Annotated in this window: 16 protein-coding genes; 13 read left to right on the forward strand and 3 right to left on the reverse strand. The window is 61.3% G+C overall.

What is annotated here, in order from left to right:
* Both AADA15_RS12240 and AADA15_RS12245 read right to left on the reverse strand, forming a co-directional pair.
* Entirely contained in the window at window positions 1-1,227 is a 1,227-nt protein-coding gene (locus tag AADA15_RS12240; protein ID WP_341641836.1) for an adenylate/guanylate cyclase domain-containing protein, read from the reverse strand.
* Window positions 1,228-1,294: 67 nt separating this feature from the next.
* Window positions 1,295-1,735 (reverse strand): MarR family winged helix-turn-helix transcriptional regulator, encoded by a 441-nt coding sequence (locus AADA15_RS12245; protein WP_341641837.1) that lies wholly within the window; start codon window positions 1,733-1,735, stop codon window positions 1,295-1,297.
* Window positions 1,736-1,806: 71 nt separating this feature from the next.
* Between AADA15_RS12245 and hmgA the strand changes: the two genes are divergently transcribed.
* The 8 genes from hmgA to speB all read left to right on the forward strand — a co-directional run bounded on the left by hmgA (window position 1,807) and on the right by speB (window position 9,811).
* Window positions 1,807-3,162: a homogentisate 1,2-dioxygenase gene (gene hmgA / locus AADA15_RS12250; RefSeq protein WP_341641838.1), complete on the forward strand. Its 1,356-nt coding sequence runs from the start codon at window positions 1,807-1,809 to the stop codon at window positions 3,160-3,162.
* 70 nt (window positions 3,163-3,232) lie between these two features.
* The gene (gene fahA, locus AADA15_RS12255; protein WP_341641839.1) at window positions 3,233-4,489 is read left to right on the forward strand and encodes a fumarylacetoacetase; all 1,257 of its coding nucleotides are present in this window, start codon (window positions 3,233-3,235) and stop codon (window positions 4,487-4,489) included.
* Between the two features lie 78 nt (window positions 4,490-4,567).
* The gene (locus tag AADA15_RS12260; protein WP_341641840.1) at window positions 4,568-5,518 is read left to right on the forward strand and encodes an MBL fold metallo-hydrolase; all 951 of its coding nucleotides are present in this window, start codon (window positions 4,568-4,570) and stop codon (window positions 5,516-5,518) included.
* Window positions 5,519-5,720: 202 nt separating this feature from the next.
* The gene (locus tag AADA15_RS12265) at window positions 5,721-7,334 is read left to right on the forward strand and encodes an FAD-dependent oxidoreductase (RefSeq protein ID WP_341641841.1); all 1,614 of its coding nucleotides are present in this window, start codon (window positions 5,721-5,723) and stop codon (window positions 7,332-7,334) included.
* Between the two features lie 5 nt (window positions 7,335-7,339).
* Window positions 7,340-7,552 carry a DUF2783 domain-containing protein gene (locus AADA15_RS12270; RefSeq protein ID WP_341641842.1) on the forward strand — a complete coding sequence of 71 codons (213 nt, stop codon included), beginning with the start codon at window positions 7,340-7,342 and terminating at the stop codon, window positions 7,550-7,552.
* A complete protein-coding gene (locus AADA15_RS12275) occupies window positions 7,549-8,091 on the forward strand; it encodes a VOC family protein (RefSeq protein WP_341641843.1) in 543 nt (180 codons plus the stop codon). The genes AADA15_RS12270 and AADA15_RS12275 overlap by 4 nt, the downstream gene beginning before the upstream one ends.
* A gap of 69 nt (window positions 8,092-8,160) precedes the next feature.
* A complete protein-coding gene (maiA, locus tag AADA15_RS12280; protein WP_341641844.1) occupies window positions 8,161-8,802 on the forward strand; it encodes a maleylacetoacetate isomerase in 642 nt (213 codons plus the stop codon).
* Window positions 8,803-8,854: 52 nt separating this feature from the next.
* Entirely contained in the window at window positions 8,855-9,811 is a 957-nt protein-coding gene (gene speB / locus AADA15_RS12285) for an agmatinase (protein ID WP_341641845.1), read from the forward strand.
* Window positions 9,812-9,820: 9 nt separating this feature from the next.
* Here the strand turns inward: speB and AADA15_RS12290 are convergent, their stop codons facing one another.
* Window positions 9,821-10,477, reverse strand: a complete 657-nt coding sequence (locus tag AADA15_RS12290) for a GntR family transcriptional regulator (protein ID WP_341641846.1) — start codon at window positions 10,475-10,477, stop codon at window positions 9,821-9,823.
* Between the two features lie 137 nt (window positions 10,478-10,614).
* Here AADA15_RS12290 and dctP point away from each other — a divergent pair, with 137 nt between their 5' ends.
* The 5 genes from dctP (at window position 10,615) to AADA15_RS12315 (ending at window position 16,312) form a co-directional block, all read left to right on the forward strand.
* Entirely contained in the window at window positions 10,615-11,601 is a 987-nt protein-coding gene (dctP, locus tag AADA15_RS12295; protein WP_341641847.1) for a TRAP transporter substrate-binding protein DctP, read from the forward strand.
* Window positions 11,602-11,672: 71 nt separating this feature from the next.
* Window positions 11,673-12,218, forward strand: a complete 546-nt coding sequence (locus tag AADA15_RS12300) for a TRAP transporter small permease (protein ID WP_341641848.1) — start codon at window positions 11,673-11,675, stop codon at window positions 12,216-12,218.
* A gap of 3 nt (window positions 12,219-12,221) precedes the next feature.
* Window positions 12,222-13,538 (forward strand): TRAP transporter large permease, encoded by a 1,317-nt coding sequence (locus AADA15_RS12305; protein WP_341641849.1) that lies wholly within the window; start codon window positions 12,222-12,224, stop codon window positions 13,536-13,538.
* Window positions 13,535-14,791, forward strand: a complete 1,257-nt coding sequence (locus AADA15_RS12310; protein ID WP_341641850.1) for a malonyl-CoA decarboxylase — start codon at window positions 13,535-13,537, stop codon at window positions 14,789-14,791. Before AADA15_RS12305 ends, AADA15_RS12310 begins: the two co-directional genes overlap by 4 nt.
* Window positions 14,792-14,794: 3 nt before the next feature.
* Window positions 14,795-16,312, forward strand: a complete 1,518-nt coding sequence (locus AADA15_RS12315; RefSeq protein WP_341641851.1) for a malonate--CoA ligase — start codon at window positions 14,795-14,797, stop codon at window positions 16,310-16,312.
* The last annotated feature ends 341 nt before the right edge of the window (window positions 16,313-16,653 follow it).

A 16,653-nucleotide genomic window follows, 5' to 3' on the forward strand; every position in this document is an offset into this window, starting at 1 on the left:
TCAGCTCGGTGTCTCGACCGGCTCGTAGATTGTGAACAGCTCGATCGGCTCGGGCACGCTGCGCAGCATGTAGCGACCCAGAGACACCAGATCATGCCCCGTCTTTGCCGCAGCGCGCCTCACGTCTTCGGACAGGATCACGCTTTGCCCTACGGAATTGTGCAGCCCTGAAATCCGGGAGGTCTGGTTCACCGTCGGGCCGATCACGGTAAAGTCCAGCCGGTTGGCCGCGCCAATATTGCCATAAAGGATGTCACCTGCATGCAGCGCCAGGGTGAAATCCGGTGCGGGCATTCCTGCGTCCGTCCGCTCTTGGTTTCTGATACGCATTTTGCGGCGCAGCTCGCTGGCCGCATCAAGGGCCGCCTTGGCGTCCGTTTCAAGCGAGCCGAGGTTGAACATCGTCAGCATGCCATCGCCCATGAACTTGAGGATATTGCCACCATGGGACTGGATCACGCCAACGGCGATGCCGAAGTAATCGTTTAGCATGTCGATCACCTCCGGCCCCGGCATATGTTCGGCAAGGCTGGTAAACCCCTTGAGATCGAAAAGGCAGATCACCGCGTTGATCTTGTCGGATGACCCGCGCTGGATCTCTCCCGACAGCACCCGGCGGCCCGCGTCCCGCCCCAGATAGACCTGCAGCAGATCGCGTGCCATCTGCTGATTAGACATGGATTTCAGCGCGAGCCCCATGTGAGATGACACCTTACGCAGAAGCTGCACATCTTCGTCACTGAACCCATCCGGGCAATCCGCCGTCCAGGAGATCAGCACGCCCTCGGACGGATGATGAGGATCCATCGGGCCTTCCACCTCGGTAAAGCGGAGGCCGAGTGCATAATAGTCGGTCGCACCACGTTCAAACAGGTCCTGAAGCATCGGGAACCTCTCCCTGTCCTGCTGATCCAGGTCCGACCGGAACTCCTCCAGATCCAGGGCCAGAAGGTGAAAGAGCGGGCTTTGGAGCCAGATATCACGCGGGGTTTCTCTGTGCTCGTAGTGCTCTTTCGAAATCCCGTCACCGCGCGTCCAACTGAATCCGATACCCCCAAATTGAGGGTGAAAGGCTCGCTGGGCCAGATGCAACCGCATCAGCGGCAGGCCCGCCGCAACAATTTCCTCACAAAAGGCCTCCAAAAAGACCTCGCGATCCCGACCGCGCAACCCGTTCTCAGCCAGCCAGTTGATCAGGGCATAGGCGCGTGGGTCTGGCTGTTGCATCGGGCATTCCTTGGGTTGTGCGCAGAGGCGCCTGTGGCTGTCATTTGAGCGCCCCGCAGGCAAATGTCTATGGCTCGATCCCCGCCAATTGGCGCAGCATGCGCCGCAGGGCCTTTTCTTCATCGGCCGTGAACCGGCCTGCCAGCTGCTTGTCATAGCTTGCCGCCTGGCCGCGCAAGTCCCGATAGGCCGCCTCGCCCGCCGGGGTCAGCTGCAGATGCTCGGACCGACGGTCGCTTTCGTCCCGGCTGCGAGTGATGAACCGCCGCTCGGTCAGCTTTGCGACGGCGCGGCTGATCTTGGTCTTGTGGATCTTGGCGCGCTGGCCGATGTCCTTGGCCGTCATTGTGCCATAGGTCCCAAGGTGGAACAGAACCCGCCATTCGTTGCGCAGCATCCCATAGCGGTTCTTGTAATAAGACTGGAAGGCGAGCGAGCTTTCCTCGGCCGCGCGGTTCAGCAGGAAGGGCAGGAAATCCTGCAAAACGAAATCATCTTTTTCCGGCATTTAGGTCTCCTTGCCCTTGTTAGTTACAAAAACAACTATTACCCCGGCAAGCAGAAAAGGAGGAACGCGCCATGAATCGTCCTGTACATCCGCACGAAATGATCCAGGCCCCGTCGCTTGCCGGGGCGCATGAGGGCTATATGCCCGGCTTTGGCAATGACTATGAAACCGAGGCCCTGCCCGGCGCTCTGCCTCAGGGCATGAACAGCCCGCAGAAATGCAATTACGGTCTTTATGGCGAACAGCTGAGCGGCACCGCCTTTACCGCCGAGCGCCCCGAGCGCACCTGGTGCTACCGCATTCGCCCCTCGGTGAAGCATTCCCACCGCTATGAAAAGATCGACCTGCCCTATTGGAAATCCGCGCCCTGCGTCGATCCCGATGTGACCTCGCTTGGTCAGTACCGCTGGGATCCGGTGCCGCACGGGGGCGAGCCGCTGACCTGGCTCACCGGTATGCGCACCATGACCACCGCCGGGGACGTGAACACCCAGGTCGGCATGGCAAGCCATGTCTATCTGGTCACCGAGTCGATGAAAGACAGCTATTTCTTCTCGGCTGACAGTGAACTTCTGGTCGTCCCCCAGGAGGGCCGCCTGCGGTTCTGCACCGAACTTGGCATCATCGATCTGGAGCCGAAAGAAATCGCAATCCTGCCGCGTGGCCTTTTGTACCGCGTCGAGGTTCTGGAAGGCCCCGCCCGCGGTTTCGTCTGCGAAAACTACGGTCAGAAGTTCGAACTGCCGGGCCGTGGCCCCATCGGCGCCAACTGCATGGCCAACCCGCGCGACTTCAAGGCGCCGGTGGCGGCGTTTGAAGACCGCGAAGTGCCCTCGACCGTGACCATCAAATGGTGCGGGCAGTTCCACGAGACCAAGATCGGCCATTCGCCGCTCGACGTGGTCGCCTGGCACGGCAACTACGCGCCGGTGAAATACGACCTGCGTACCTATTGCCCGGTCGGCGCGATCCTATTCGACCACCCGGATCCGTCGATCTTCACCGTGCTGACCGCGCCCTCGGGCCAGCCGGGCACCGCAAACATCGACTTCGTGCTGTTCCGCGAGCGCTGGATGGTGGCGGAAAACACCTTCCGTCCGCCCTGGTATCACAAGAACATCATGTCCGAGCTGATGGGCAACATCTACGGCCAGTATGATGCCAAGCCCCAGGGCTTCATCCCCGGCGGCATGTCACTGCACAACATGATGTTGCCGCACGGGCCGGACAAGAACGCCTTTGAAGGCGCGTCGAACTCGAACCTCGGGCCGGAGAAGCTGGAAAACACCATGTCCTTCATGTTCGAAACCCGCTTCCCGCAGCACCTGACCGAATTCGCTGCCAAGGAAGCGCCGCTGCAGGACGATTACATCGACTGCTGGTCCGACATCGAAAAGAAATTCGACGGCACGCCGGGCCTGAAGTAAGCCTGTAGCCATAGCCGTTTTCAGCGCCGGGGCATTCCCGGCGCCCGCACATAACGTTTTGGGAGACACCATGCCCCTTTTGAAATCCTGGGTCGCCTCGGCCAACTCCGCCGACACGCCCTTTCCGCTGAACAACCTGCCCTACGGCGTCTTCTCCGTCGGTGAGGAAGATCCCCGCTGCGGCGTCGCCATTGGCGATATGATCCTCGATATGCAGGCCGCCGAAGAGGCAGGCCTCATTGACCTGACCGAATACGCCCTGTTCGAAGTGCCCTTCTGGAACGACCTGATGGAGGAAGGCCCCGCCGTATGGGCCGCCCTGCGCGAACGCCTGACGGCGCTTCTGTCCGAAGGTGCTGCCGAACAGGCCAAGGTGGAACCGCTCCTGGTGCCGATGAAGGACGCCGAGCTGCACATGCCGATGATGGTCAGCGAATACACTGACTTCTATGCAGGCAAGAACCATGCCGTGAACGTCGGCACCATGTTCCGCGGCGCGGAAAACGCGCTGCCGCCGAACTGGTTGCACATCCCGATCGGCTACAATGGCCGCGCGTCGTCCGTTGTGGTGTCCGGCACCGATGTGCGCCGCCCCTGGGGCCAGCTGAAGGGTCCGAATGACGACGCCCCCCGCTGGGCCCCCTGCGCGCGTTTCGACATCGAGCTGGAAATGGGCGCCATCGTCGGCACCCCTTCCGAAGGGCCGATCACCGTGGCCGAGGCCGACGCCAATATCTTTGGCTATGTTCTGCTGAATGACTGGTCCGCGCGTGATATCCAGGCCTGGGAATACCAGCCGCTTGGCCCGTTCCAGGCCAAGGCAACCGCCACCACCATCAGCCCCTGGATCGTGACCAAGGCCGCGCTGGAACCCTTCCGCTGCGACACGCCAGAACGCGAGGTTGAGCTGCTGGACCACATCAAGGACTGCGGGCCGATGCTCTATGACATCGATCTTGAGGTCACGATGGCGCCGGAAGGCAAACCGGCCACCACCATCGCGCGCACCAACTACAAGGAAATGTACTACTCCGCTGCGCAGCAGCTGGCGCATCACACCACCTCGGGCTGCCCGATGAATGCCGGTGACCTCCTGGGCTCTGGCACCATCTCGGGCGAGACCAAGGAAAGCCGCGGCTCGCTTCTGGAACTCAGCTGGGGCGGTAAGGAACCGCTGACGCTGGAGACGGGCGAGGAGCGTTCCTTCATCGCCGATGGCGACACGCTGACACTCAAGGGCGCGGCCAAAGGCGACGGCTACATGATCGGCTTTGGCGACTGTGTGGGCAAGGTGCTGCCCGCGCTGGACGACCCTTACAAGCGCTAAGCGCCCCCTCAAACAACACAGGCACCGAAGACCGCCCCTGACGCGCGTTCTTCGGCCCACCGCAAAAGGACTGAACACATGGCAAAGGCATTCGCGTCGCAAGGCGACATGACGGAAAAGAAGATCAGCTTCACCGAGGTGGGTGAGGGGCTTTACGCCTTCACCGCCGAGGGCGATCCGAACTCGGGCGTGATCATCGGCGATGACTCGGTGATGATCGTCGAGGCGCAGGCCACCCCGCGTCTGGCGAACAAGGTGATCGAATGCGTCCGCTCGGTGACCGACAAGCCGATCACCCATGTGGCGCTGACGCACTATCACGCGGTGCGGGTTCTGGGCGCCTCGGCCTTTGGCGCGCAGCAGATCATCATGGGCGATACGGCCCGCGCCATGGTCGTGGAACGCGGTCAGGAAGATTGGGACAGCGAGTTCCAGCGTTTCCCGCGCCTGTTTGAAGGCCACGAAAGCATTCCGGGCCTCACCTACCCGACCACCACGTTTTCCGATGACATGACCATCTATCTCGGCAACCGCCGCGTTGACCTGATGCACCTGGGCCGCGCCCACACCGCAGGCGACATCGTGATCCACGTGCCGGATCAGAACGTCATGTTCACCGGCGACATCGTGGAATACCACTCGGCCTGCTATTGCGGCGACGGTCACTTCAGCGACTGGGGCGATACCCTTGATGCCATCAAGTCCTTCGACGTGGACGCGATTGCTCCCGGTCGTGGCGACGCGCTGGTCGGCAAGGAAATGGTCAATGCCGCCATCGAAAACACCCGCGATTTCGTCGAAAGCACCTACCGCCCCGCCGCCCGCGTGGCCGCCCGCAACGGCACCCTGAAAGAGGCCTGGGACGCGGTGCGCGAGGAATGCGACCCCAAGTTCAAGGACTACGCGATCTACGAACACTGCTTGCCCTTCAACGTCGCCCGCGCCTATGACGAGGCCCGCGGCATCGACACCCCCCGCATCTGGACCGCCCAGCGCGATCTGGAAATGTGGGACGCCCTGCAGGGGTGAGGCCCGTCTTGGAAACCATCCGGGGGATGGTTTCAGGGCCGAACGGGCGGAGCCCCAGGCTCCATCCAGCCTGTGGGCCGGTTTGATCCAGATCGTACCGCCCCACAAAAAGACATGAGACGATGACAACAGCCTCCCGGCCTGAATACTGGCCGGGAACCAGAGAAGTCGTGCCAATTGGCACCATTTGGGAGGACACCAGATGAACAAGATCTTTGAAGTGCCCCTGTACCCGTATGAACGCCATGCGGATCAGGACGCCCCGGCGCCGGTGCGGCGCAAGGTGGTGATCATTGGCGCAGGCCCCGTTGGTCTGGCCGCCGCAATCGACCTTGCTCAGCAGGGGATTGAGGCCGTGGTGCTGGATGACAACGACAAGGTCAGCTTCGGCTCTCGCGCGATCTGTTTCGCCAAGCGTCCGCTGGAAATCCTCGACCGTCTGGGCTGCGGCCAGCCGATGGTGGACAAGGGGGTGCAGTGGAACCTCGGCAAGGTCTTCTTCGATGACCGCCAGGTCTATGACTTCAACCTGCTGCCCGAAGAGGGCCACCAGCGCCCGGCCTTCATCAACCTGCAACAGTATTATTTCGAAGAATACCTGGTGAACAGGGTCAAGGAGCTACAGGCCGAGGGCGCCCCGATCGAGATCCGCGGCCGCAACAAGGTCTCCGCCATCGGCACCCATCCCGATCACGTGACGCTTGAGATCGACACCCCCGAAGGGTCGTACAACCTTGAGGCCGACTGGCTGATCGCCTGTGATGGCGCCGGCTCTCCGACCCGCACCATGCTGGGGCTCGATTTCGTGGGTCGTGTGTTCGAGGACAACTTCCTGATCGCCGATGTGATCATGGACGCCGATTTCCCGACCGAACGCTGGTTCTGGTTCGATCCTCCCTTCAACAAGGGCCAGTCCGCCCTTCTGCACAAGCAGCCCGATGGCGTCTGGCGCATCGACCTGCAACTGGGCTGGGACATCGACAAGGAGCGCGAAAAACGTCCCGAAAACGTCATCCCGCGCCTGAAAGAAATGCTGGGCGAAGACGTGAAATTCGAACTGGAATGGGTGTCGATCTACACCTTCCAGTGCCGCCGCATGGAGAAATTCCGCCATGGCCGGGTGATCTTTGCGGGCGATGCTGCGCATCAGGTCTCTCCCTTTGGCGCGCGCGGTGCGAACTCGGGCCTTCAGGACACCGACAACCTGTGCTGGAAACTGAAACTGGTGATGGAGGGCAAGGCGCCCGAAAGCCTGCTCGACAGCTATGACCAGGAACGCATTCATGGCGCGGATGAGAACATCCTCAATTCCAGCCGCTCCACCGATTTCATCACGCCGAAATCGGAAATGTCCCGCGTGCTGCGCGATGCGGTGCTGGACCTCAGCGAGCATCACGAATTTGCCCGTCCCCTGGTGAACTCGGGGCGCCTGTCGGTGCCCTGCACCTATGATGGCTCCACCTTGAATTCAGCCGATGCCCTGCCCAATGGGCCGGAGCGCACCCGCCCCGGATCGCCCTGCCCCGATGCGCCGCTTGGCGATGAATTCCTGCTGCCGAAACTGGCGGACAAGTTCACCCTGCTGACCATCGACGCCGAAGCCCCCGATCTGATCGAGGAAGACGGTATCGAAGTCACGCGCCTGGCGCTGTCCATCAAGGACGACAAGACCATGGCGCTGAAGGAGCGTTACCTTGGCGACAATGACAGCGGCGTCTACCTGATCCGCCCGGATCAGCACGTGGCCGCGCGCCGCTCATCTTATGACGACAACCAGTTCCGCGCCGCCATCCGCCGCGCCGTGGGCAAGGAGTAACACGGATGTCCGACAATCTGATCCTGACCCCGAACATCGACGGCGCGGACGATTTCTACGCCGACCTTCTGGCCGCCCATGAAGGCCTCACCAAGGAACAAAGCGATGCGTTCAACGCGCGGCTGGTTCTGGTCCTGTCCAACCACATCGGGAAACGCGCAATCCTGAAACAGGCGCTGGCCGCTGCCGCGCTTCAGCCCTCGGAGGAGAGCAAGTGAAAATCGAGAAAATCCACCACGTCGCCTACCGCTGCAAGGACGCCAAGGAAACGGTGGAGTGGTACAACAAGATGCTGAAGATGGACTTTGTCCTGGCCATCGCCGAGGACCACGTCCCGTCCACCCATGAACCCGACCCTTACATGCATGTCTTCATGGATGCGGGCGACGGCAATGTCCTGGCCTTCTTCGAACTGCCCACCAAGCCCGAGATGGGCCGCGATCTGAACACGCCGGAATGGGTACAGCACATCGCCTTCAAGGTGAAGGACCGCGCGACCCTGATCGAGTTCAAGGAGCATCTGGAAGCCAACGGCGTCGAGGTGCTGGGTGTGACCGACCATTCGATCTTCCACTCGATCTATTTCTTCGACCCGAACGGGCACCGGGTGGAACTGGCCTGCCCCGACCCCGAAGAAGACGCGCTGCTCGAGAAGCTCGACGCGGTCAAATGGGAGATGCTGGAGGAATGGTCCAAGACCAAGAAGGCCCCCAAACACGCCGACTGGCTGCACGCAAAAGAGTTGAGTGACGTCTGATCCTCGGGCACAAAAAGACAAACCGCACCCGGCCCGCTCGGGTGCGGATTTCTATATGGGAGACGCGACATGACGGATGTGGTTCTTTTTGATTACTGGCGCTCGTCGGCCAGCTACCGGCTGCGCATTGCGCTGAACCTTGCCGGGATCGACTATCAATCCATCCCCGTGGATCTGGTGAAGGGAGAGCAGCGTTCCCCCGAACATCTGTCGCGCAATCCGCAAGGCTTTGTCCCGGTACTGGAGATCGACGGGCTGCGGCTGACGCAATCGCTGGCAATCCTCGATTATCTGGACCAGACACGGAACCTGAACCTTCTCCCGCAAGACCCGGCCGAGCGCGCAAAGGCACAGGCGCTGGCCCAATCCATCGCCGTGGATATCCACCCGGTCTGCAACCTCGCCGTGGCCCGCCACGCAACGCAGCTCAGCGGCGGTCGCGAGGATATGCCCAAGGCCTGGATGCAGCATTTCATCCGCCCCGGCCTGCAGGCGTTTGAAACCCTTCTGGCAAGGTTCGACCAAAACCCCTATTGCACCGGCTCTACCCCCGGTCTGGCCGATATCTGCCTGATGCCGCAGATCTACAACGCGCGCCGCTGGGAGGCAGATATTTCCGACATGCCACGGCTATTGGCAGTCGAGGAAGCCTGCGCCCAGCATCCCGCCTTTGCCGCCGCCCACCCGGACGCGGTGCAACCCGGCGCTTGACCGGACCCCGCCGCTTCCCCTTACTGGCTGCAAAGACAATGGGGAGCGCGGCATGAGCAAACATGGCTATGACAGCGGGCGGCTGAACCTGCCCTTCGTCGGCATCTGCACCTTTGGCAAATACCCTTATGTGGACGACTGGAACGCCATTGATGCGGATGCTGCGATCCTTGGTGCGCCCTTCGATTTTGGTGCCCAGTGGCGATCCGGCGCACGCATGGGGCCGCGCGCCATCCGCGAGGCCTCGACCCTGTTCAGCTTTGGTCATGCGGGCGCCTATGATTTCGAGGATGACATCACCTACCTGGACCCCGAAAAGGTCAGCATCGTGGATCTGGGGGACGCCGACATCATCCATACCGACACGATGCAGAGCCACGCCAATATCGAATACGGTGTGCGCAAGATTCTTGAGGCCGGTGCCCTGCCGGTGGTCCTGGGCGGTGATCATTCGGTCAATATTCCCTGCATCAATGCCTTTGACGATCAGGAGCCGATCCATGTGGTGCAGATCGACGCTCACCTCGACTTCGTGGATGAACGCCACGGGGTGCGCTATGGCCATGGCAACCCGATGCGCCGCGCCGCCGAAAAGCCCTATGTCACCGGTCTGACCCAGATCGGCATCCGCAATGTCTCCTCAACCGCAAAGGATGGCTATGACGCCGCCCGTGCCATGGGATCGGACATCCAGTCGGTCCGTCATGTGCGCAAGATGGGGACCGAGGCGCTGATTGCCCGCATCCCGCAAGGGGAGCGCTATTACCTCACCATCGATATCGATGCCTTCGACCCCTCGATCGCGCCGGGCACCGGCACGCCCAGCCACGGCGGGTTTCTCTATTACGAGGTGCTGGAAATCATCGACGCGCTTGCCCAGCACGGCGATATCGTTGGCCTTGATCTGGTGGAGGTGGCGCCGGATTACGACACGACAGGCTGCACCTCAATCCTTGCAGCGCAGCTGTTGATGAACACCATCGGGCGTATCCTGCATCACCGCGACTAGCGCTGGCAGTTATTCCGCCGCGCTTCTGAGACTGGCCATCAGGGTGTGGAACTTCTCACCCTGCACGGCCACGTGTTCGCGCAGCACCGCTGCTGCCGCCTCGCCGTCGCCATTGGTCAAGGCCGCAACGACCGCCTCATGTTCGGCCATGGACTGCGCCAGCCGCCCACGGAACCGGAGTTGCTGGCGGCGGAACGGCTTCAGCCGCTTGTGCAGCTTGCAGGCTTCCTGCTGCAGAAAACTGTTGCCGGATTCGCGGTAGAGGATGTGGTGGAAACGCTCGTTTTCGACGTAATAGGCATCGCTGTCCTGCGCTTCCAGTGCAGCGTGACATTTGGCATTGGCATCGTTCAACTCGGCCAGGGCACGATCCGAGATCCGCTTTCCCGCGAGCCGTCCGCAGACCGCCTCAAGTTCGGCCATGACCTCGAACATTTCCATCAGTTCCACCGGTCCCGGCTGACGCACGAAGGCACCCCGGCGCGGGATCAGCTCCACCAGGCCAGATAGAGCAAGCCGCTGAAACGCCTCACGAAGCGGGGTACGGGAAACACCGAACTGCTGCGCAAGGCGCACTTCGTCCAGCCGATCGCCATCCGAGAACGTACCGTCAAAGATCCGCTCTTCCAGCTCTTCCGCAATGGTGTCTGCACGCCGCTGTCCCATTCTTTTGCAGTAGCACCCCGCCTGATCAAATTCAAGATTTGCATTCTTGTATACAAAAATATTGACTTGAAAAACATCGGATGCTTACCCTTGGGCATCTCCGGTCGCAAAAGACCGGACGTTCTGGGAGGAAAAACATGAAAACCATGCTGAAAGCCGCGGTCGCCGCCGCGGCGCTTCTGTCGTCGGCCGCTCTGGCCAATGCCACCGAGCTGCGCCTGTCGCACCAGTGGTCGAACAAGGACATCCGCCACCAGGTCGCTCAGATCGTCGCGGATGAGGTCGCCGCCGCCGGAGTGGATCTGGAGATCAAGATCTTCGGCTCCAAATCCCTGTTCAAACCGCGTGAACAGTACAAACCGCTCAGCCGCGGCCAGCTGGACATGACCGTTCTGCCGCTCAGCTATGCCGGCGGCCAGCAGCCCGCCTATAACCTGACGCTGATGCCCGGCCTCGTGAAGAACCACGACCATGCTGCGCGGCTCAGCAACTCGCCCTTCATGGACGCGCTTGAAGCCAAGATGGCCGAAGACGATGTGATGGTGCTGGTACACGGCTACCTGGCAGGCGGTTTTGCCGGCAAGGACAAGTGCATCACCAAGCCGTCCGACATCGAAGGCCTGCAGACCCGCGCGGCGGGCAAGTCGTTCGAGCAGATGCTGGCGGGCGCCGGGGCCTCGATTGCCTCGATGGCGTCGTCCGAGATCTACAACGCCATGCAGACCGGTGTGCTGCAGGCCGCGAACACTTCGTCCTCGTCCTTTGTTTCCTACCGGATCTACGAGCAGGTCAGCTGCTACACCCCGGCGGGCGATGTGGCGCTGTGGTTCATGTATCAGCCGATGCTGATGAACAAATCCACATTCGAGGGCCTCAGCGAAGCGCAGCAGAACGCCCTGCTCGCGGCAGCGGAAAAGGCGGAAGCCTATTACCTTGAAGAGGCCAAGAAACAGGATGCCGCCTCGGCCAAGGTGTTCTCCGACGCAGGCGTGGAAATCGCCCAGATGAGCGCGGATGACTTTGAAGCCTGGCGCAAGCTTGCGATGGAAACCTCCTACAAGAAATTCGTGGATGAGGTTCCGGACGGGCAGGCCCTGCTCGATCTGGCGCTCGCGGTCCAATGATGTGAACGCGCGGGGCGGGCAGAGGTCCGCTCCGCATCCCTCAAAATACCAAGTAAAGTCAGGAGGCGGGAATGGCAGGACAAAGCTCGGCCAGGATCGCAAACACCGGGAACAATCCGTTCCTGCGGGCCGTTGCGGCCCTGTCGACCCTTGCAGGCTGGTGCGCGGCCGCCATGATCGTGGCCGCCGTGGCCATCACGTGCCAGATGATCGTGGTACGCTTCGTGCTGAATGGCTCCACCGTCTGGCAGACCGAGGCGGTGATTTATCTGGTGATCGCAGCGACCCTTGTGGGGCTGCCTTATGTGCAGCGCCTGCGCGGGCATGTGAACGTGGATCTGATCCCGATCTCGCTGCCGCCGCGCGCGCGGTTCTTCCTCGCCGTTCTGACCTCGCTTCTGTCCATCGGCATCATGGCGGTCATGCTGTGGTACGGGTTCGAATACTGGCATTTCGCATGGGAGCGCGGCTGGCGGTCCGACACCGTCTGGGGCGTGCGCCTCTGGATCCCCTACCTTGCAATTCCCGTCGGCTTTGCCCTGTTCCTGCTGCAGCTGATTGCCGACCTCGTGGCCCTTCTGATTGGCATCGACAAACCCTTCGGACTGGAGATCTGAGCCATGGACCCTCTTATCCTAGGCGGGCTTGTCGCCCTTGCCACTATCCTCGTGCTGTTTTCCGGCGTCTCGGTCGCGCTGGGTCTGCTGATCGTATCGGCCGGATTCCTCATCGCCTTCGACGGGATGCGCAGCCTTGAACTGATGCCCGAGATCCTGTTCGGAAAGCTTGATAATTTTGCCCTGTTGTCGATCCCGATGTTCATCATCATGGGATCCTCCATCGCTTCGACCCGTGCCGGCGCCGACCTCTATGAGGCGCTGGAGCGCTGGTTGACGCGGGTGCCCGGCGGGCTCGTGATTTCGAACCTTGGCGCCTGCGCGCTGTTCGCGGCGATGTCGGGCTCCTCCCCCGCCACCTGCGCGGCAATCGGAAAGATGGGCATCCCCGAGATGCGCAAGCGCGGCTATCCGGACGGGGTGGCGGCAGGTTCGATCGCCGCCGGTGGCACGCTCGGCATCCTGATCCCGCCCTCGGTCACCATGATCGTCTATGGCATCGCCACCGAAACCTCGATCGGGCGTCTGTTTCTGGCGGGCGTCATTCCGGGGCTGATGCTGGTGGGGCTGTTCATGGCCTGGTCGCTGTACTCGACCTGGCGTTCGGGCGACACGCAGCGGCTTGGGTCGGGCAGCTACACCTGGGCCGAGCGGTTTGAAATCCTGCCCCGCGTGGTGCCCTTCCTGCTGATCATCCTTGGCGTTCTTTACGCGATGTACGGCGGTGTCGCGACGCCTTCGGAAACCGCTGCGGTGGGTGCCCTTCTGTGCCTTGTCATCGCGATGGTGATCTACAAGCTGTGGAACCCAGCCGATCTGTGGGTGGTGCTGCGCGACAGCACCAAGGAGTCGGTGATGATCCTCTTCATCATCGCCGCCGCCGGCGTGTTTTCCTACATGCTCAGCTCGCTGTTCATCACCCAGTCGATCGCCGAATGGATCGGCACGCTGGATGTGAACCGCTGGGTGCTGATGGGGGCGGTCAATGTCTTCCTCTTGATCGCGGGCTTCTTCCTGCCGCCCGTCGCCGTGATCCTGATGGCGGCGCCGATCCTTTTGCCGATCATCACCACGGCGGGCTTTGATCCGATCTGGTTTGCCGTGGTGCTGACCATCAACATGGAGATCGGTCTGATCTCGCCGCCGGTGGGGCTGAACCTTTACGTCATCAACGGCATCGCGCCAGACATCTCGCTGAAAACCATTCTCACGGGATCGCTGCCCTTCGTGGCCTGCATGGTGCTGGCGATCATCCTTCTGTGCCTCTTCCCCGGCCTTGCCACCTGGCTGCCAAACGCGGTGATGGGAGGTGCCGTGTGACCCTGCTCGCTGATCTTCTGTCCACCGTGTTCGAGCGGCGCTACCGCTGGCCCGGTGGCGGTCGGCAGGATACCCGCCCCATCGCGGATCTGGCCGAGGAACTGGTCGGCTCTGCCGGGGAAACCTCGGAATTGATGCTGGCACAGGCGATGATTTCAGGGTTCAAAGGTCTGGAGGATGCAGAAAAGCTTGCCTTCTTCGCCCATATCGCAACCAAGTTGAACATCGACTCCGAAGCGGTGCGAAACGGTCTGGATGCCTATGAAAAGGCGCCTTCAAAAGAGAGCTACCGCGCCTTCATGGCAGCGGTAGAGCCACGCAGGCAGGAACTGATCCGCCGCCTCAACCGCGTGCCCGGCGCAACCGGCGCATTGGTGCGGATGCGGGCGGATCTGTTGCGGCTGGGGCGCGGCATTCCCGAACTGGAGGCGCTGGATCAGGACTTTCGACACCTCTTTGCCTCCTGGTTCAATCGCGGCTTTCTGGTGCTGCGGCCGATCAACTGGCAAAGCCCCGCGAATATCCTGGAAAAGATCATTGCCTATGAGGCCGTCCATGCCATCGACAGCTGGGACGACCTGCGCCGCAGGCTGCAACCGGCGGACCGGCGCTGCTTTGCCTTCTTCCACCCCGCCATGCCGGATGAGCCGCTGATCTTTGTCGAAGTGGCTCTGACAAAGGGAATTCCAGGCTCTGTTCAGGCGCTTTTGGCCGAGGACCGGATGCCGATGATGGCGGATGAAGCGGATACGGCGGTGTTCTATTCGATCTCGAACTGTCAGGCGGGGCTGGCCAGCATCTCATTCGGCAACTCGCTGATCAAACAGGTGGCCGCCGATCTGGCCGCTGAACTGGCAGGGCTGAAGACCTTCGTGACGCTGTCCCCAATTCCGGGGCTGGCTGCGTGGATCGAAAAGGATGGCGTCGAATGGGACCCGAGCGATCCCGACAGGGCAAAAGCAGACGCAGCTTACTACTTATTGAATGCAAAGGGACGCGGCGGTTTGCCCTTTGACCCCGTGGCGCGGTTCCACCTTGGTAATGGCGCCATCGTTCACGCCGTCCACGCCGATGCGGACACCTCGGACAAGGGGCGCGCACAATCGGGCGGGGCGATGGTCAACTACCTTTACGACCTCAAGAAGGTCGCCCAGAACCACGAGCAATTCGTCACCACACAGAAAGTGACCGCAACGGCCGAGGTGCGCGCCCTCGCTGCCGCCTCGACGCTGCACAGAACAGAAAGTAGTTAGCCCATGGCAAATCCCCTTTATGACGGGCTGTTCGGAGCCCATGCCGGAAAACCCACCCCCTTTCTGCATCTCGCGGACGGACGGGTGATCACCCATCAGGCGTTTCTCGAAACTGCCGCACAAATCGCACATGTCTTGACCGGCAAGGGCCTTGCGGCAGGCGACCGGGTGGCGGTTCAGGTCGAGAAATCCCCCGAGGCACTGGCGCTTTTTGCCGCCTGCGCGCAGGCCGGTCTGGTCTTCCTGCCGCTCAACACCGCCTACACGGTGGAGGAGCTGACCTATTTCATCGAGAACAGCGGCGCGCGGATGATCGTCTGCGATGGCGCCAGCCTTGAGGCGTTGACCCCGGTGGCAACGGATCTTGGCGCGCAGATCATGACCCTAAGCGCCAATGGAAGCGGCAGCCTGATGGACGCCGCCGCCGGAAAGAACAAAGTCTACCCCACGGTCGCGCGCAGCGGTGATGACCTGGCGGCCTTCCTTTACACCTCGGGCACTACAGGCCGCTCAAAAGGGGCGATGCTGACGCAGGACAACCTTCTGTCCAACGCGCGTACCCTGGTCAGCGAATGGCGGTTCACGAGCGACGATGTGCTGCTCCATGCCTTGCCGATCTTCCACACCCATGGGCTGTTCGTTGCCAGCAACGTGACTCTGGCGGCGGGCGGGTCGATGATCTTCCTGCCGAAGTTCGATCTGGATGCCATCATCGCACATCTGCCAAAGGCGACCACGATGATGGGGGTGCCGACATTCTACACGCGGCTCTTGGGGGATCCGCGCTTCACCCGCGATCTGGCGGCGCATATGCGGCTGTTCATCTCGGGGTCGGCGCCGCTTCTGGCGGAAACCCATGTGCAGTTCGAAGAACGCACCGGCCACCGTATCCTGGAACGTTACGGCATGACGGAAACCAATATGAACACCTCGAACCCTTATGAAGGAGAGCGGCGCGCAGGCACCGTCGGTTTTCCCCTGCCGGGGGTTGAGCTGAAAATCACCGATCCCAAGACGGGTGAAACTCTGCCGGATGGGGAAATCGGGCAGATCGAAGTGCGCGGGCCGAATGTGTTCAAGGGCTACTGGCAGATGCCGGAAAAAACAGCCGCCGAGCTGCGCAGCGACGGGTTCTTCATCACAGGGGACCTCGGTCTGATCGACAAGGATGGCTACGTGCAGATCGTCGGGCGCAACAAGGATCTGATCATCTCGGGCGGCTACAACATCTACCCCAAGGAAATCGAGCTGGTTCTGGACGAGCAGCCCGGCGTGCTGGAAAGCGCGGTCATCGGCGTGCCGCATCCGGATTTCGGGGAGACCGTACTGGGCGTGATCGTGCCAGAGCCCGGCGCAAGCCCGGATCCCGATTCCATCATGGACGCGGTTCGCGATGTGCTGGCCCGCTTCAAGCACCCACGCAAGCTGGTGGTTCTGGATGAGCTGCCCCGCAACACCATGGGCAAGGTCCAAAAGAACATCCTGCGGGATCAGTTCAAGTCCACTTTCGAAGCAGGCTGACAGCCAACGCGAAGGTATCTCTGCGACTGACAGAATCGACATACCCGGCCGCGGATGCTCGCGGGGCCGGGTTTTTCGACATGCATCAGAGATCCACGGAACCGGAAATTTTTTGCATTTGACTACCTCCATCTGAAACCCAGGCGCGCATATCAAAACTCTCGCAAATTCAAGCATGTGGAGGGCACGAATACGCTCATGACAGGGAAAGGCTAAATTTTGAGCAGGTTATGTACGCGCTTGACGAAATGTTCATCTGAACGCAAAGTGAATTCATATGAGCGTTACAATCAGAGAATAAAGCGCCTCATATGAGTGATTGAACTCATAGAGAAACAAAA

Source organism: Phycobacter sedimenti (assembly GCF_038148855.1).
GTDB classification, from domain to species: domain Bacteria; phylum Pseudomonadota; class Alphaproteobacteria; order Rhodobacterales; family Rhodobacteraceae; genus Phycobacter; species Phycobacter sedimenti.

What these genes read in the sequence shown, in the direction of transcription:
- dctP (WP_341641847.1), top strand. Translation starts at nt 10,615, where the DNA reads ATGAAAACCATGCTGAAAGCCGCGGTCGCCGCCGCGGCGCTTCTGTCG.
- AADA15_RS12305 (WP_341641849.1), top strand. Translation starts at nt 12,222, where the DNA reads ATGGACCCTCTTATCCTAGGCGGGCTTGTCGCCCTTGCCACTATCCTC.
- AADA15_RS12260 (WP_341641840.1), top strand. Translation starts at nt 4,568, where the DNA reads ATGGCAAAGGCATTCGCGTCGCAAGGCGACATGACGGAAAAGAAGATC.
- AADA15_RS12240 (WP_341641836.1), bottom strand. Translation starts at nt 1,227, where the DNA reads ATGCAACAGCCAGACCCACGCGCCTATGCCCTGATCAACTGGCTGGCT.
- AADA15_RS12315 (WP_341641851.1), top strand. Translation starts at nt 14,795, where the DNA reads ATGGCAAATCCCCTTTATGACGGGCTGTTCGGAGCCCATGCCGGAAAA.
- fahA (WP_341641839.1), top strand. Translation starts at nt 3,233, where the DNA reads ATGCCCCTTTTGAAATCCTGGGTCGCCTCGGCCAACTCCGCCGACACG.
- hmgA (WP_341641838.1), top strand. Translation starts at nt 1,807, where the DNA reads ATGAATCGTCCTGTACATCCGCACGAAATGATCCAGGCCCCGTCGCTT.
- speB (WP_341641845.1), top strand. Translation starts at nt 8,855, where the DNA reads ATGAGCAAACATGGCTATGACAGCGGGCGGCTGAACCTGCCCTTCGTC.
- AADA15_RS12245 (WP_341641837.1), bottom strand. Translation starts at nt 1,735, where the DNA reads ATGCCGGAAAAAGATGATTTCGTTTTGCAGGATTTCCTGCCCTTCCTG.
- AADA15_RS12265 (WP_341641841.1), top strand. Translation starts at nt 5,721, where the DNA reads ATGAACAAGATCTTTGAAGTGCCCCTGTACCCGTATGAACGCCATGCG.
- AADA15_RS12290 (WP_341641846.1), bottom strand. Translation starts at nt 10,477, where the DNA reads ATGGGACAGCGGCGTGCAGACACCATTGCGGAAGAGCTGGAAGAGCGG.
- AADA15_RS12300 (WP_341641848.1), top strand. Translation starts at nt 11,673, where the DNA reads ATGGCAGGACAAAGCTCGGCCAGGATCGCAAACACCGGGAACAATCCG.
- AADA15_RS12270 (WP_341641842.1), top strand. Translation starts at nt 7,340, where the DNA reads ATGTCCGACAATCTGATCCTGACCCCGAACATCGACGGCGCGGACGAT.
- maiA (WP_341641844.1), top strand. Translation starts at nt 8,161, where the DNA reads ATGACGGATGTGGTTCTTTTTGATTACTGGCGCTCGTCGGCCAGCTAC.